General features: G+C 74.7%; 14 protein-coding genes and 1 pseudogene. 9 read left to right on the plus strand and 6 right to left on the minus strand.

The window, feature by feature from the left end:
• Positions 1-83: 83 nt before the first annotated feature.
• Both E2C05_RS19295 and E2C05_RS19300 read left to right on the plus strand, forming a co-directional pair.
• A complete protein-coding gene (locus tag E2C05_RS19295; RefSeq protein ID WP_133221288.1) occupies positions 84-1,208 on the plus strand; it encodes a glycosyltransferase in 1,125 nt (374 codons plus the stop codon).
• Between the two features lie 131 nt (positions 1,209-1,339).
• Positions 1,340-2,776: an NAD-dependent succinate-semialdehyde dehydrogenase gene (locus tag E2C05_RS19300; RefSeq protein ID WP_133221289.1), complete on the plus strand. Its 1,437-nt coding sequence runs from the start codon at positions 1,340-1,342 to the stop codon at positions 2,774-2,776.
• Between the two features lie 71 nt (positions 2,777-2,847).
• Here E2C05_RS19300 and E2C05_RS19305 read toward each other — a convergent pair whose 3' ends face one another.
• From E2C05_RS19305 to E2C05_RS19315, 3 genes are all read right to left on the minus strand, one after another.
• Positions 2,848-3,774, minus strand: coding sequence for a S1/P1 nuclease (locus E2C05_RS19305; protein ID WP_133221290.1), 927 nt, complete (start codon positions 3,772-3,774; stop codon positions 2,848-2,850).
• A 387-nt stretch (positions 3,775-4,161) separates the two neighbouring features.
• A complete protein-coding gene (locus tag E2C05_RS19310; protein ID WP_133221291.1) occupies positions 4,162-4,884 on the minus strand; it encodes a substrate-binding domain-containing protein in 723 nt (240 codons plus the stop codon).
• The gene (locus tag E2C05_RS19315; RefSeq protein ID WP_133221292.1) at positions 4,881-5,651 is read right to left on the minus strand and encodes an SDR family NAD(P)-dependent oxidoreductase; all 771 of its coding nucleotides are present in this window, start codon (positions 5,649-5,651) and stop codon (positions 4,881-4,883) included. Before E2C05_RS19315 ends, E2C05_RS19310 begins: the two co-directional genes overlap by 4 nt.
• A gap of 151 nt (positions 5,652-5,802) precedes the next feature.
• Here E2C05_RS19315 and E2C05_RS19320 point away from each other — a divergent pair, with 151 nt between their 5' ends.
• The 4 genes from E2C05_RS19320 to E2C05_RS19335 all read left to right on the plus strand — a co-directional run bounded on the left by E2C05_RS19320 (position 5,803) and on the right by E2C05_RS19335 (position 9,122).
• Entirely contained in the window at positions 5,803-6,450 is a 648-nt protein-coding gene (locus E2C05_RS19320) for a histidine phosphatase family protein (RefSeq protein ID WP_158292237.1), read from the plus strand.
• 108 nt (positions 6,451-6,558) lie between these two features.
• The gene (locus E2C05_RS19325; protein WP_133221294.1) at positions 6,559-7,692 is read left to right on the plus strand and encodes a radical SAM protein; all 1,134 of its coding nucleotides are present in this window, start codon (positions 6,559-6,561) and stop codon (positions 7,690-7,692) included.
• On the plus strand, positions 7,689-8,003 hold the full coding sequence (locus tag E2C05_RS19330; protein WP_133221295.1) for an SPASM domain-containing protein: 315 nt from the start codon (positions 7,689-7,691) through the stop codon (positions 8,001-8,003). The genes E2C05_RS19325 and E2C05_RS19330 overlap by 4 nt, the downstream gene beginning before the upstream one ends.
• Before the next feature lie 183 nt (positions 8,004-8,186).
• Positions 8,187-9,122 carry a Bug family tripartite tricarboxylate transporter substrate binding protein gene (locus E2C05_RS19335; RefSeq protein ID WP_133221296.1) on the plus strand — a complete coding sequence of 312 codons (936 nt, stop codon included), beginning with the start codon at positions 8,187-8,189 and terminating at the stop codon, positions 9,120-9,122.
• A gap of 108 nt (positions 9,123-9,230) precedes the next feature.
• Here E2C05_RS19335 and E2C05_RS19340 read toward each other — a convergent pair whose 3' ends face one another.
• Positions 9,231-10,448, minus strand: a complete 1,218-nt coding sequence (locus tag E2C05_RS19340; RefSeq protein WP_133221297.1) for an ABC transporter substrate-binding protein — start codon at positions 10,446-10,448, stop codon at positions 9,231-9,233.
• 220 nt (positions 10,449-10,668) lie between these two features.
• On the opposite strand from E2C05_RS19340, the gene E2C05_RS19345 reads away from it, so the two are divergent.
• The 3 genes from E2C05_RS19345 (at position 10,669) to E2C05_RS19355 (ending at position 14,115) form a co-directional block, all read left to right on the plus strand.
• A complete protein-coding gene (locus E2C05_RS19345) occupies positions 10,669-11,748 on the plus strand; it encodes a mandelate racemase/muconate lactonizing enzyme family protein (RefSeq protein WP_158292238.1) in 1,080 nt (359 codons plus the stop codon).
• Positions 11,749-11,934: 186 nt separating this feature from the next.
• Positions 11,935-13,092 (plus strand): benzoate/H(+) symporter BenE family transporter, encoded by a 1,158-nt coding sequence (locus E2C05_RS19350; protein WP_133221299.1) that lies wholly within the window; start codon positions 11,935-11,937, stop codon positions 13,090-13,092.
• Between the two features lie 36 nt (positions 13,093-13,128).
• Positions 13,129-14,115, plus strand: coding sequence for a Bug family tripartite tricarboxylate transporter substrate binding protein (locus tag E2C05_RS19355; RefSeq protein ID WP_133221300.1), 987 nt, complete (start codon positions 13,129-13,131; stop codon positions 14,113-14,115).
• Between the two features lie 69 nt (positions 14,116-14,184).
• Here the strand turns inward: E2C05_RS19355 and E2C05_RS19360 are convergent, their stop codons facing one another.
• Together E2C05_RS19360 and E2C05_RS33175 are read right to left on the minus strand one after the other, a co-directional pair.
• Entirely contained in the window at positions 14,185-15,153 is a 969-nt protein-coding gene (locus tag E2C05_RS19360) for a Bug family tripartite tricarboxylate transporter substrate binding protein (protein ID WP_133221301.1), read from the minus strand.
• A 238-nt stretch (positions 15,154-15,391) separates the two neighbouring features.
• Positions 15,392-15,709 (minus strand): annotated as a pseudogene (locus E2C05_RS33175) (hypothetical protein); the annotation flags it as partial.

Consider the following 15,709-nt stretch of genomic DNA (forward strand, 5'->3'; position numbering starts at 1 on the left):
CCCGGCCGGGCGGCGGTCGCCGGCCTCGCCCTGCCGGCGCCGCCGCCGCCCGGCGCCGCGCTGCTGTCGCTGGAGGTCGCGCCGTGAGGCGGGTGCCGCGCCTGCTGGTCGTCTCCCCGGCGCCGTCGCATCCGGCGGACCAGGGCAATTCGGCCCGCATCCAGGCGCTGGGCGCGGCGCTGATGGCGCGCGGCGTCGCCTGCGACTTCCTCTACTACGCGACCGAGGGCCTGACCGACGCGCAGCGCGCCGCCATGGCCGGCTTCTGGCAGGCGCTGCATGTGGTGCCGCCGGTGCCGACCGGGCGCATGGCCTTCCCCGGCGTCTGGGGGCTGGACGACTGGTGCGACCCCGCCCTGGTGGCGCAGGTGGCGGCGCTGCAGCGCCGCTGGCGCTACGACGCCGTGCTGGTGAACTATGTCTGGCTGTCCGGCGTGCTGGAGGGGCTGGAGGGCGCCTTCCGCATCATCGACACGCATGACCTGTTCGGCGACCGCCATGCGGTGGCGCGGGCGGCGGGCATCGACCCGTCATGGTACTTCACCACGGTGGCGGAGGAGGGCAGGGGCCTCGACCGCGCCGACCTGGTGCTGGCGATCCAGGCGGAGGAGGCGGCGACGCTGCGCGCGCGCACCGCGCGGGAGGTGGCGGTGCTCGGCCACATGCCGCCGCTGCGCTTCCTCGACGGCCGGCGGGGGCCGGCGCCGCGCGCCCCCTTCGGCTATTTCGGCAGCGCCAATCCGTGGAACATCGCCTCCGTCCGGGCGCTGGACGCGGCGCTGGCCGGGGAGCGCGACCTGCCCTGGCTGCTGGCCGGGCGCATCCTGCGCCGCCGCGACCTGGCGCTGCGCAGCCAGCCGCTGCGCATGCCGGAGGTGGCGGAGCCCGGCGACTTCTACGACGCGGCGGAGTGCGTGCTGAACCCGATGGTTCCGGGCACCGGGCTGAAGATCAAGACGGTGGAGGCGCTGGCCTTCGGCCGGCCGGTGATCGGCACGCGCTGGGCCTTCTCCGGCCTGCCGGCCGAGCATCCGGCGCAGGCGCTGGAGGATGTGCCGGGGGTGGTCGGCATGATGCGGGAATGGCGCGACAGCCTGGCCTTCCGCGCCGATCTCGCCGCCGCGTCGCGCCTGCTGGCGCTGCGCTATGCCGCCGACCTGGCGGCGCAGCAGGATGCGCTGGCGGCGCGGCTGCACGCGCTGGCGTGACCCGGCGGCGGTGCCGCGCGACGCGGCCGGCGCGCCGCCCCGCCGCATCCCCGCCGGCGAGGCGGGGGCCATTGCCGGGCGGCGCCCCCGCCGCCAAAGTGCCGCCCCCAATCGGCCGGAGGAGACATCAGATGGCCTATCCGAACGTTCTGCTGCACATCAACGGGGAATGGCGCCCCGCCCGGTCCGGCCGCACCCTGCCGGTCATCAACCCGGCGACCGAGGAGGTGATCGGCACCCTCGCCCATGCCGGGAAGGACGACCTGGACGAGGCGCTGGAGGCCGCGGCCAAGGGCTTCGCCGCCTGGAAGAAGGTTTCCGCCTTCGACCGCGCCAAGGTCATGCGCAAGGCCGCCGACATCCTGCGCAGCCGCGCCGACGAGATCGCGCAGCTGATGACGCAGGAACAGGGCAAGCCGGTCGCCGAGGCGAAGATGGAGACGCTGGCCGGCGCCGACATCATCGACTGGTTCGCCGAGGAGGCCCGCCGCGCCTATGGCCGCGTCATCCCCGCCCGCGCCGAGGGCGTGTACCAGCTGGTGGTGAAGGAGCCGGTCGGGCCGGTGGCGGCCTTCACGCCCTGGAACTTCCCGATCAACCAGGTGGTGCGCAAGCTGAGCGCGGCCGTCGCCTCCGGCTGCTCCATCATCGTCAAGGCGCCGGAGGACACCCCGGCCTCCCCGGCCGAGCTGATCCGCTGCTTCATCGATGCCGGCCTGCCCGTTGGCGTCTGCAACCTGGTCTATGGCGACCCGGCCGAGATCAGCGAATACCTGATCCCGCACCCGGTCATCCGGAAGGTGACCTTCACCGGCTCGACGCCCGTGGGCAAGCAGCTGGCGGCGCTGGCCGGGCAGCACATGAAGCGGGTGACGATGGAGCTGGGCGGGCATGCGCCGGCCATCGTCTTCGACGACGCCGATCTCGACCTCGCGGCGAAGACGCTGGCGGCGGCGAAGTTCCGCAATGCCGGCCAGGTCTGCGTGTCGCCGACGCGCTTCCTGGTGCAGGAGGCGCTGTACGAGCCCTTCGTCGAGAAATTCACCGCCTATGCGAAGGGCGTGAAGGTCGGCAACGGGCTGGAGCAGGGGACCCAGATGGGCCCGCTGGTGCATGAGCGGCGCATCCCCTGGGTGGACGGGCTGATGGCCGATGCCCGCCAGAAGGGCGCGGAGGTCCGCACCGGCGGCGAGCGCATCGGCAACAAGGGCTTCTTCTACCAGCCGACCGTGCTGACCAATGTCGGCAGGGACGCGCGCATGATGAACGAGGAGCCCTTCGCGCCGGTCGCCATGATCGCGTCCTTCCGCGACTTCGACGAGGTGGTCGAGGAAGCCAACCGGCTGCCCTATGGCCTGGCCAGCTACGCCTTCACCCGCAGCGCCAAGACCGCGAACGCCATCGCGGCCAAGGTCGAGAGCGGGATGATGACGATCAACCATCTGGGCCTGGCACTGCCCGAGGTGCCCTTCGGCGGCATCAAGGACAGCGGCTATGGCTCCGAGGGCGGGTCGGAGGCGATCGAGGCCTACCTCAACACGAAGTTCGTGTCGCAGGCCGGGCTGTAGGGCGCCATGCGAGGGCGCTGCCCCCGCATCCGAGCCGGGGCCTCAGGCGAGGCCCCGGACCCCGGCCCGGGTCACTTCAGCGCCGCGTTCAGCAGCGACGCCAACCTGGCGCCGGCCAGCGCGGCCTGGGAGGCCGCGACCGCCTCGGCGCGCTGCATGTAGGCCTCGGTCAGCTGGGAGGGCTGGCCGTCGGCGCGGACCGGCGGGGCATAGACCACGTCCCGCGCCAGCGCATGGCTCTCCCGCGCCCAGGCCGCCGGATCCATCCGCGCCACCGAAGCGGCGGGCGCCGCCGGCAGGGCGCGCGCCTTGGCCAGGATCGCGTCCAGCGGCAGGTTGCGGCCCAGCGCCTCGTCCCACACGCTGTGCAGCCTGTGGCCGCAGGTCTCGGTGCAGACCGGCACGTCGTTGCCGCCGCGGTCGCCCTTCGGATGCCGCGCCGTCACCCGCTCGGCCGCATGCAGCGGCTGATGGATGTCGCCCACCAGGTGCAGCAGCCAGACCAGCGAATAGGACCGCGCATCCGCCGTCCGGTCCGCCGCCGCCAGCACGCCGCGCGCCGTGGTGATCATCACCTGCGCATTCGACCGCGGCGGCCCCTGCACCGGCAGACCGTCCGGCGAGAAGGGGATGTCCACGAAATGCCATTCCCGGTGTTCCCGCCGGTCGGCATAGCCGGTGATGCGGGTGGCCGCCGGCGTCGCCGGGTCCTCCGACCGCGGGTCGTAGCCCTGCCGGCCCTTGATGTCGTCCGGCCAGGTCGCCGCCTGCAGGAAGGCGGCGCGGGCGCGCCCGGACGGCGGCAGGCCGGCGGTCCAGGATTCGTAGTCCGGGTTGCGCCGCAGCAGCGCATCGGCCCGGGCGCGGGCGGCGGGGGTCAGGCGGTCATAGGCGATGGCCGCCACCAGCATGTGCCCCGTGGCATCCCAGGCCAGGGCCGGGGCGGCGAGGGGAAACGGCAAGGCGGCCAGCAGCGCAAGGAACCAGGCGCGGCGCATCGGACTCCTCCCTGGGATCGACTCCCGGCGCCGCCGATGCTGACCCATCCGGCGGCGGAAGGATATGCGCCCGCGCACCGGGCCGCCGCGGCGACCGGCCAGGGAAGGCGACCGGCGCCGCGACGCCATGGCCCGCCCGGAGCGCCTCCGCCTGGAGCGGATCGCGGAGGGCCGTGAACGGCCCGCAGCGTGAAGCTGCTCTGACAACAACATGCTGCAGCGGCGCGGCGTTCGATTTTGAACGCAAGCCGCTGTAGAGCGGATCGCGGAGAGCCGTGAACAGCCCGCAGCGTGAATCTGCTCTGACAACAACACGCTACAGCGGCGCGGCGTTCAGTTCTGAACGCAAGCCGCTGTAGCCTTGCGGCGCGCCGGCAGGCGCGGCCGTCAGCCCTCCACCCCCGCGGCGTCGAGCGCCCGCCGCGCCTCCGCCCCGGCGAGGAAGCGCAGCAGCGCGCCGCCGGCGCCGCCGGGCAGCGCCGCCGCGGCATAGGCGGTGGTGTTCTGCAAGGCCGGCGGCAGCGGGCCGAGGAAGCGCAGCGCCGGCACCAGCCGGATCTCGGTGATGGCGCCGAAGCCGATCTCCGCGCCGCGCCCGTGCAGCAGGTGCTCCATCACCTCGGCGCCCGTCGCGTAGCGGCGGGCCTTGGGCGCCACCGTCGCGGCCAGCCCCAGCCGCTCGAACAGCCGGTCCATGTAGAGGCCGGTGGAGGCGCGGTTGAACACCACGGCGTCGGCCGCCTCCACCGCCGCGCGCAGCGATGCCGCATCGAGGATCGCCGGCTCCGGCGCGCCGGCCCGCACCGCCACGCCGACGCCGACGCGCCCGACCGGCACGGCCGGCTGCGCCAGGCGCGGCGCCAATTCCTCCAGCAGCGTGGCGGGCGCGACCAGCAGGTCGGGCGCCTCGCCGGCCAGCATGCGGTCGCGCAGCCGCGGCGCGGTGGCATAGGCGATGCGCACCGGCGTGCCGGTGGCGGCGCGGAACAGCGCGACGGCCGCTTCCAGCCCCGGCTCCACCGCGCCGGCGCTCAGCACGCGCAATTCCGCCGCGCGCGCGGGCGCCGCCGCCAGCAGCGCGGCGGCCAGCAGGGCGCGGCGCGCGGTCATGCCGGCGCGATCCAGTTGTGCAGCGACAGCCCGCCATCCACCACGACCGTCGTGCCGGTGACATAGGCGGAGAACCGCTCAGCCAGCAGGCCGACCGCGGCGCGCGCCACATCCTCCGGCGCGCCCAGCCGCCCGAGCGCGATCTTCGCCGCCAGCGCCGGATTGGCCTGGAAGCCGCCGCCGGCGATGGCGCCGGGCGCGATGGCATTGACCCGGATGCCGTGCGGGCCCAGCGCCCGCGCCAGCTCCTTCATCACCATCGTCATGCCGGCCTTGCTGGCGCTGTAATGCGGCAGGTTGCGCGGGCTGTCCGCGTGCAGCGACGTCACCAGCAGGATCCGCCCGCGTGGCCCCTGCGCCGCCGTGTCCCGCATATGCCGCCCGGCCAGCTGGCCCAGCCGGAACCCGCCTTCCAGGTTCACACCGACCATGCGCTGCCACTGCTCCGGCGTGACCTCGAGCGCCGTCTCCGTCTCCTGCCGGCGCGGGCTGGCGGCATGCACCAGGATGCTGACGCGGCCGAGCGCCGCCAGCGCCGCATCCCACAGCGCCTCGGCCGCGCCCGGCTGCGCCAGGTCCGCCGCGACGAAGCGCGCATCCCGGCCGGCGGCGCGCAGGGCGGCGGCCGCGGCCTCCCCGGCCTCGGCATTCACATCGGCCAGCAGGACGCGGGCGCCCTCCGCCGCCAGCGCCGTGGCGGTGGCGCGGCCGATGCCGTTCGCCGCGCCGGTGACCAGGGCCATGTCGCCCGCCAGCAGTCCGTCCATGTCCTATCCTCCCGCGCCCCAGCCTGATTGGCCCGAAGCGGCGGGCGGGGGCAAGCCGCCGCGGTCGGGCCGCGCCTGGCACGGGATCCTTGGCACCGCCCCCGAGGCACGGCCCCCTGGCGGCGCGCGGCGCAGGCGGCAGAATGGGACCATGCCGCTGCCGCGCCGTGCCCTGCCGCTCCTCCTCCTGCCCGCATCCGGGCTGGCCCAGGACCGGCTGCGCCCCGTCGCCGCCGAGACGCCGGAGGGCGAGGCGCTGGTCGCCCGGCTGCGCGCCGGCGGCCTGGTGCTGTTCTTCCGCCATGCCGACACGCGCGGCGAGCCCTGCGACCGCAGCTACCGGGTCGGCGACCGCGCCGGCCAGCGCAACCTGGCGCCGGAAGGTCGCGCCCAGGCCGTCCGCATCGGGGCGCGGATGGAGCTGCTCGGCATCCCCATCGCCGGCCCCGTGCTGGCCGGCCCGGTCTTCCGCGCGCGGGACACCGCCGAACTCGCCTTCGGCCGCGCCCGGGTGGAGGTCACCGACAGCCTGCTGGCGGACGACTATGCCGGCGACCGGCTGGGCTGGGTGCTGGCCGAGCATCGCCGGCTCTTCGCCGCGCCGGTGCCGGCCGGGGCGAACCGCGTGCTGGTCGGCCACCGCACCCCGGCCATCCTGGTGGCGGGGGAGGCGGTGGGCGGCCGCGCCTTCCCCGAGGGTGGGGCGCTGGTCATCCGCCCGGACGGCGACGGGTTCGCGGTGGTCGGCATCCTGCTGCTGGCGGAATTGCCCGGCGGCGGCTTCCACGCCTGCCAGTAGCGGCGGCGCGCCCCCGGCCAGGCCCGCCGCCCGCGCTGCGCCTGGCCCGGTAGCTTTCCGGCAATCGCCGCGGCCTTCCCTGCGCCCCTTGGTGGCAGGAATCCGGGCATGGGTGGCGAGGCCGTGGTCGAGGCGGGCCCGGCGGGGCGTTCCCTCGGCTTCATCGACGATGTGCGCGACGGGCTGGTGAAGGGCTGGGCGCGGGAGGCGGGGCGGGATGCGCCGGCGCGGCTGACCCTGCGCCATGCCGAAGACCCGCCGATCGAGCTGCTGGCCGATGCCTTCCGGCCCGACCTGGCGGCCGCCGGCATCGGCCAGGGCCGGCATGCCTTCGCCATCCGCCTGCCCGCCGCGGGCTTCGACCCGGGGCGGCTGGAATTGCGCCTGGCCGACGGCACGCGGCTGCGGCCGACGCCCGAATGCATCGCCGCCTGGCGCGCCGCCAACGCCGCCCCGGATATCGAGGCGCTGCTGGAAAGCCCGGTGACGCGCGTGCTGCACTGGGAGATGACGCGCGCCTGCAACCTGCGCTGCACCTACTGCGCCGTCAGCCAGCCCGGCTATGCCGGCGCGGACATGGACCTCGAGGATTTCGAGGCGCTGGTCGCCGCCCTGCGGGCGCGCGGCGTGCGCACGCTGATGGTCAACGGCCATGGCGAGACCACCACCATCCCCGGCTGGCACCGCCGCATCCTGGCCCTGGCCGAGGCCGGCTTCGCGCTGGGCATCATCAGCAATTTCGCCCGCCTGCTGCGGCCGGAGGAGCTGGACGCGATGGCCCGCATCGGCAGCATCCAGGTCAGCGTCGATACCCATCGGCCGGAGCTGCTGCGCGCCATCCGCCGCCGCGTCGACCTGGGCAACATCCTGCTGAACATGACCGCGGTACGGGCCCGCGCCGATGCGCTGGGCCTGAAGCGGCCGGACTTCGCCTGGAGCTGCGTGATGAGCGACCAGGTGGCGCCGGACTTCGCCGACTATGTCCGCTTCGGCCTCGCCGCCGGCGTCACCGCCTTCGATGTCTGCAACCTGACCCGCTATCCCGACCTGGAGGGCGTGGCGATGCCCGAGCATGCGACGACGCTGCCCGATGCCGGCCTGCTGCGCTTCGCCGCAGCGCTGGAGGAGGCACGGCACCTGACCGCCGCCCGCGGGGTGCCGCTGAGCAGCCAGGCCGGGCTGCTGGACACGCTGCGGCTGGAACTCGCCCGGCGCGGCCTGCCGGCGGCGGCCGCGGCATGAGCGCGACGCGCTATGCCGCGGCGCCGGACGCCGCCCGCTCCACCCGCGACTGCACGGACCCGTGGTTCTTCGTGCTGTTCAACGCCGACCGCACGGTGGCGCCCTGCTGCTGGCACCCGCCGGTGGCAAGGCTGGCGCCGGGCGACTCGCTGGAGGCGGCGCTGAACGGCGCGGCCATCAAGGCGGTGCGGCGGGAATTGTTGACGGGGCGGCTGAACGCCGCCTGCGCCGACTGCCCGGCGCGGGGCCTCACCGATCCCGTCAGCCTGGCGAAACGGGTGCAGGCGGAAATGGCGGCGCTGCGGGGCTGAGAAAGACTGGGGAGGAAAAGGCATTTCCTCCCCCAAAAAACAGAAATAGAGGTGGGGTTCGGGGAGGATACCTCCTCCCCCACCCTTCCTTGCCACCCGCCCGCGCCACCGCTCTACTCCGCGGCAAACGGGGGAACGAGCATGGCATCAGGCGCGATCGGGCGGCGGGCGGCGTTGGCCGGCATGCTGCTGCCATGGGCGGCGCAGGCGCAGGCGCCGCGCTGGCCCGACCGGCCGCTGAAGCTGATCGTGCCCTTCCCGCCGGGCGGGCCGGTGGATGCCACCGCCCGCATCCTGGCTCAGGCGATGGGGCCGGCGCTCGGCCAGCAGATGGTGGTGGAGAACCGCTCCGGCGCCGGCGGCGTGCTCGGCATCGACGCCCTCGCCAAGTCCGCGCCGGACGGGCTGACCCTGGCGCTGGGCTCGGCCGGCGCGGTGGCGGTGAATGTCAGCCTGGTGCCGAACCTTCCCTATGACCCGCGGCGGGACCTGGCCCCGGTCGGGATGGTCACCGCCGTGCCCTCCCTGCTCGTCGTCCGGCCCGGCCTGGCGGCGCGCAGCCTGGCGGAATTGCTGGCCATGGCGCGGCGGCAGCCGGGGCGGGTGACCTTCGCCAGCACCGGGCCGGGCGGCACGCCGCACCTCGCCGCCGAGCTCCTCCGGCTGCAGGCCGGGCTGGACCTGGTGCATGTCGCCTATCGCGGCGCCGCGCCGGCCATCACCGCCCTGCTAGGGGAGGAGGTGGACATGGCCTTCCTCGACCTGCCGGTGCTGCTGCCGCAGGTGCGGGAGGGCAAGCTGAGGCCGCTCGGCCTCGCCGCCGCCGCGCGGTCGCCGGCGCTGCCGGAGGTGCCGACGATGGCCGAGGCGGGCGTCGCCGGCGTGGAGGTCGAGAACTGGTACGCCCTGCTGGCGCCGGCGCGGGTGCCGGCGGAGCGGATGGCGACGCTGGCCGCCGCGCTGCGCGCCGCCCTGGCGCAGCCGGAGACGGCGGAGCGCTACCTGGCCTCCGGCGCGCGGATCCTGGGCGGCGCGCCGGAGGAGGCGGCGCGCTTCATCGCCGCCGAGACGGCGCGCTGGGCCGAGGTGGTGCGCCGCGCCGACATCAAGGTGGATTGAGACCGGCGCGCGGACGCCCTGGCGTCTGCGCGCCGGTATCGCGCGCAGGGTCGGTGTGGCGGCTGCACGCCGAACGCAACGACCATGCCGGCCGGCAGGGGCCGTGCCTCAGGCTTTCACCAGCGGGCAGCCGCCCTGGTCCATCGGGCGGAAGGCCTCGGCGCCCGGGATGCTGCCGGCGACCTCCAGCAGGTCCCATTCGCCCTTCGACTGCGCCGGCGCCTTCACGCGCATGAGGTGGACATCGCGCACCACGCGCCCGTCCTGCCGCAGGCTGCCGTTCACCGTCATCATGTCGTTCACCGGCAGCTCGCGCATCTTGGCCATCACCGCCGGCGTCGCATCCGTGCCGGCCGCCTGCACCGCCTTCAGGTAGTGCAGCACCGCGCCGTAGGACCCGGCCTGGAAGGCGGTGGGCATCTTGCCGTGCAGCCTGCGGAAGCGCTCGGCGAAGGCGCGGGTGCCGTCATTCTGGTCCCAGTAGTAGCTCTCGGCATAGACCATGCCCTGCCCGGTCTCGAGGCCGATGGAGCGGATATTGGTCAGCGAGCAGTTGAGCGCCGCCGGCACGATGCCGCGCTTGATCAGGCCGAACTCGCCCATCTGCTTGGCGATGTTGATCATGTCCGCCCCGCCGGCGCAGATGCCCACCGCCTGCGCGCCGGAGGCGGCGGCGCGCACGAGGTAGGAGGAGTAGTCGGTCTCCCCCAGCGGCACGCGGACGCTGCCCGCCACCTCCCCGCCCAGGGACTTCAGGATGGCGGAGGCATTGGCTTCCAGCGAATGGCCGAAGGCGTAGTCGGAGGTGACGAAGAACCAGCGCCGCCTGCCGTCCCGGACCAGCGCGGTGACCGGGCCCTTCGCCGCCGAGTAGTTGTCGTAGACCCAGTGCGCCGTCCAGGGGCCGCAATCCTTGCCGGTCAGGTCGGTGGTGCCGGCCGACATCGGGATGACGATCCGCTGCTTCTCCTTCGACAGCGTCTGCACCGCCAGCGCCACGGCCGAATTGCCGATGCCGGTGATGATGTCCACCTTCTCCTGGTCGAACCAGCGGCGGGCGATGCCCATCCCCACATCGGGGCGGTTCAGCAGGTCGCCATGGATGAGCTCGACCGGCGCGCCGAGCACGCGGCCGCCCATCTCCTCGATCGCCAGGCGGGCCGCCACCACTTCCCCCATGCCCTGCTGGTCGGAGAAGACGCCGGTCATGTCGTTCAGCACGCCGATCTTCACCACGCCGTCCGAGACCTGGCCCTGGGCGCGGCCGGGCAGGATGCGGACAAGCGGCAGCGCGGCGGCGCCGGCGAGCAGGTGCCTGCGATGCATGGACTGTTTCCCCCTGGTGCGGCTTGCGCGTTCTCCCGAACGCGCAAGCCGCTCCTTCCTGTTGATGGCAGAGCGGATTCACGCGTCCGGGCGTTCACGCCCTCCCGCGATCCGCCCTAGCTGCCGGCAAGCCTAGGCAGCGGTCCGGCGGCGCGGCAAGCGGGGGGGCCTTCCGCCGCGGCCGCGCTGCATGGATCATGCGTGCGGGAGGGCCCGAGCCATGCGCATCACCGCTGTCACCGGACAGGTGCGGAGCACGCCATTCACCTACGGCAACCCCGCGGGGCCGCATGGCGCCAACCGCGGCGGCAACCTGCACCTGAGGGACATCGACACGCTGCTGGTGAAGGTGGAGACGGATGCTGGGATCACCGGCTGGGGGGAGGGCTTCGGCTTCAACCTGGTCCGCACCACGCATCGCGCGCTGGAGGAGTTGATCGCGCCGGCCTGCCTGGGCGAGGATGCGCGCGACATCGCCGGGCTGATGCGGCGGCTGCAGCGGCGCTTCCACAATTTCGGCCGCAACGGCGCCGTCACCTTCGCGCTGTCGGGCATCGACATCGCGCTGTGGGACATCGCGGCCAAGGCGGCGGGCAAGCCCCTGCACGCGCTGCTGGGCGGGAAGCGGCGCGACCGCGTGCCGGCCTATGCCAGCCTGCTGCGCTATGGCGACCCGGCGCTGGTCGGGCGCAACGTGGCGGAGGTGGTGGCGCGCGGCTACCGGCGGATCAAGCTGCACGAGGTGGACCTCGGCTGCATCCGCGCGGCGCGGGACGCGGCGCCGCCCGAGGTGCCGCTGATGCTCGACATCAACTGCCACCACGACACGGTGGAGCAGGCGGTGGAATTCTGCCGTGCGGTGCGGGGGATGAATGTCCGCTGGGTGGAGGAGCCGGTCTGGCCGCCCGAGGATTTTCCCGCGATCGCCGCGGTGCGCGCGGCCGGCGGGGTCGGCATCGCGGCCGGCGAGTGCCTGGGCAGCCCGGAGAGCATCGGTGCCATGCTGGCCGCCGGCGCGGTGGATGTGGTGCAGCCCAGCGTGACGAAGCTCGGCGGCCTTTCCGCCATGCTCGCGGTGCGGGACATGGCGGCGCGGCATGGCGTGGCGCTGGTGCCGCATTGCCCCTATTTCGGCCCCGGGCTGCTGGCGACCCTGCATGTCCTGGCCGCGGCCGAGGTGGAGGAGCCGCTGGAATACTACTTCGCCGACCTGGCCCGCCCGGTCTATCCCGCCCTGGTCCCGCTTGACGGCCATGTCGCGGTGCCCGACGCCCCCGGCCTCGGGCTGGAATTGCACTGATGCCGAGGGCCGTTGATCCTGGCCGACCGACGGCCCCTCGATCGCCGGGCGGTTGGCGCCGCACACCCTGGCGACGCGGCATGCCTGGAACATTCATGCCGCCGGCATGACTTGAGGGTTCCGGAGGCCCTTCGGCCTTTGCTGGGGGCGTGCGAGGGGGCGAGGCCCCCTCGCGTCTTGGAGGTGATGTTGGGCGTTTCGTTCCCCGCTGTGTCCGCCGGCCTGCTCGCCGGCTTCGTCGGCTTCGCGTCCTCCTTCGCCGTGGTGCTGCAGGGGCTTTCGGCCATGGGCGCGACGCCGGCGGAGGCCGGGTCCGGCCTCATGGCGCTGTCCGTCGCCATGGGGTTGTGCGGCATCGTGCTCAGCCTCTGGCGGCGCATGCCGATCAGCGTCGCCTGGTCCACGCCGGGCGCGGCGCTGCTGGCGGCCTCCGCGCTGCCGGTTGGCGGCTTCCCGGTGGCGGTGGGGGCCTTCGTCGTCAGCGGCGCGCTGATCGTCCTGGCGGGGCTGTGGACGCCGCTGGGCCGCGCCGTCGCCGCCATCCCGGCGCCGCTGGCCAATGCCATGCTGGCCGGCGTGCTGCTCGGCCTCTGCCTCGCGCCGGTGCGGGCGGTGGCGGAGGCGCCCTTGCCGGGGATCGCGATCATCCTCGCCTGGGCGCTGGTCGGGCGGCTGAACCGGCTGATGGCGGTGCCGGCGGCCGTGCTGGCCGCGGTGGCGGCGGTGTCGCTGACCGTGGAATTGCCGCCCGGCCTGCTGGAGGCGGCCGGGCCGGCGCCCGTCCTGGTGCTGCCGGAATTCACCCTGGCGGCGGTGATCGGCCTCGCCCTGCCGCTGTTCCTGGTGACGATGGCGTCGCAGAACATCCCGGGCATGGCGGTGCTGACCGTGAATGGCTACCAGCCGGCGCCCGGGCCGCTCTTCACCGTGACCGGCCTGTTCAGCCTGGCCGCGGCGCCCTTCGGCGGCCATGCGGTGAACCTCGCGGCCATCACCGCCGCGCTCTGCGCCAGCCCGGAAGCCGGGCCCTGGCCGGCCCGGCGCTGGCAGGCGGCGGTGGTGGCGGGGCTGGTCTATGTGCTGTTCGGCCTGCTGGCCGGCACCGCCACGGCCTTCGTCGGCGCGGCGCCGCCCATCCTCATCCAGGCGGTGGCGGGGCTGGCCCTGCTGGGGTCCTTCGGCGCGGCGCTGCAGGCGGCGCTGGCGGTGCCGCAGGCGCGCGATGCCGCCGTCATCACCTTCGTCGTCACCGCCTCCGGCCTCACCGTGCTGGGGATCAGCGGCGCCTTCTGGGGCCTGCTGGCCGGCGGCGCCATGCTGGCGTTGCACCACCGCCGCGGCTGAGCCAGCCTGCCCGCAACGACAGGCGGGGAGGACGCGATGCACGAAAACAGGGCGGGCCGGCGCGCGCTGCTGGCGGCGGCGCTGGCGGCACCGGCGCTGGCGCGCGCCCAGTCCTATCCCGACCGGCCGATCCGCGTCGTCGTGCCCTTCGCCCCCGGCGGCGCCACCGACCTGGCCGCGCGCATCCTGCAGCCGCACCTGCAGGAAGGCCTCGGCCAGCCCATCGTCATCGAGAACCGCACCGGCGCCGCGGGCAATGTCGGCATGGAATACGCCGCCCGCGCCGCGCCGGACGGCTACACCCTGTATCTCGGCAATGTCGGCACGCTGGCGGTGAACCCCGGCGTCTTCGCCCGCACGCTGCGGATCCGCCCGACCGAGGATTTCGCCGCCATCTCCCTCGTCTCCGACACGCCGGACGCGCTGGTGGCGCATCCCTCGGCGCCCTTCGGCAGCGTGGCGGAGCTGGTGGCCTATGCCCGGGCCAATCCGGGGCGGGTGAATTACGGCTCGCCCGGCGCCGGCAGCCTGAACCGGCTGGAGATGGAGCTGCTGCGCGAGCTGGGCGGCGGCCTGGACATGGTGCATGTGCCCTATCCCGGCGGCGCCGGCCCGGCGGTGACCGCGGCGGTCGCCGGCGACGTGCACTGCCTGTTCGTCACGCTGTCCTCGGCCGTGGGGCAGGTGCAGGGCGGGCGGCTGAAGGCGCTGGCCGTCACCACCGCCGCGCGCGCCGCCGCGCTGCCGGCGGTGCCGACCATGGCCGAGAGCGGCTACCGCGACTTCGTCGCCAGTTCCTGGCAGGGGCTGCTGGCGCCGGCCGGCACGCCGGCGCCCGTCATCGCGCGCTGGCACGGGCTGCTGGCCCAGGTGCTGCGGGTGCCGGATGTGGAGCGGCGCTTCGCCCAGAGCGCCACGACGGCGGTGGCCAGCAGCAGCCCGCAGGAATTCGCGGCGATGATCGCGCGGGAGCAGGCGCGCTGGGGGGCGCTGGTTCAACGCTCCGGCGCGACGGCGGAGTAGGCCGAGGGAGGCTCTGCCTCCCTCGGGCTCCCACCGCCAAGGGCCGAAGGGCCCTTGGATCCCTCGAGTCTAGTCCGCCTTCACGCCCGAGGCCGCGACCACCTGGCGCCAGGTGGCGGATTCGGCGGCGACCAGGCCGGCGAACTCCTCCTGCGTCGTCCAGGCCGCTTCCGCGCCTTGCGCCGCGAGGCCGTCCTTCACCGACGCCGTCTCGCTGGCCTGCTTCAACGCCGCGGAGACGCGCTGCACCACCGGCGCCGGCAGGCCGCGCGGGCCGACCGCGCAATACCAGTTCTCCGCCAGCAGCCGCGGGAAGCCCGCCTCCACCGTCGTCGGCAGGTCGGGCAGGGACGGGCTGCGGTGCCGCGCCGCCAGCACGATGGCGGTCAGCGCCCCGGCCTTGATGTGCGGCAGGATCACCGGCAGGTCGGCGAAGAGCAGCTGCACCTGCCCCGCCACCAGGTCCGTCACCGCCGGCGCGGCGCCGCGATAGGGCACCACCTCCACCTGCGCCCCGGTCTGCTGGCGGAAGAAGTGCGCCGTCAGGTGGCTGATGCCGGCCGCCCCGGCGGTGGCGATGTTCAGCCTGCCGGGCTGCCGCCGCGCCAGGTCCAGCAATTCCGCCAGGCTCCTCGCGCCGATGCCGGGGAAGGCGACCAGCGCCTCCGGCACCCGCGTCACCACGCTGAGCAGCGTCGCATCCTCGGGCGGGCGATAGGGCATGCTGGGCTGGGTATGCGGCGCGATGGTCAGCGACCCGCCATCGACGATGCCCAGCGTGTAGCCGTCCGCCGGCGACTTCAGGACATAGTCGGTGCCGATCACGCCCGACCCGCCGGCGCGGTTCTCCACCAGCACGGTCTGGCCCAGCGCCGCGGTCAGCGCCGGGGCGTAGAGCCGGGCGATGATGTCGTTCGGCCCGCCGGGCGGGTAGGGCACCACGGTGCGGACCGGCCGGGCCGGCCAGGCCGGGCCCTGGGCCAGGGCGGGCATGGCCGGCAGCATGGCCATGGCGCCGAGCAGGCCGCGTCGCAGCATCGGATGTCTCCCCCGGTTTCGTTGCGGCCAGCATGCCGCGCGCCGGCGGGGGAGGCCAGCCGGGGTGCTTCAGCGCGAAACGCGGAACGGGTGACCGCCGCGGCGCCTGCATCCGCGCCGCGACCGGGCACCGCCAGCGACAGGCCTGCATTCGAGCGCAACGATCGGGCTGCGTGACCCTGCGGCGCGGACAACGGACCGGCGTGGTCCGCCCCGGCGGGCCCGCAGGCGGCCCGCCCTACCAGCGGCGATAGGCCGGCGGCTCGTCGTCCCAGGTCTTCTCGGCGGGGTAGGCGGGGGCATAGCCGGGGATCGGCTGCCGGTAGGGCTGGCCATAGGCGGAGCGCGACGGGTCATAGCCCGGCTGCGCATAGCCCGGCGCCGGCTGGTCGTAGGGCGCCTGGCCGTAGTAGCCCGGCACCGCATAGGCCGGCGGCCGTTCCGCCGCCTCCCGGTCCGCGGCGCTGCCGAGCAGCCCGCCCAGCACCGCGCCGGCCGCGGCGCCGCCCAGCACCGCCCCGCCGCGGTCATGCCGCCCGGCCGCCGCGGCGCCCAG

The organism is Paracraurococcus ruber, from assembly GCF_004353985.1.
GTDB lineage: Bacteria > Pseudomonadota > Alphaproteobacteria > Acetobacterales > Acetobacteraceae > Paracraurococcus > Paracraurococcus ruber.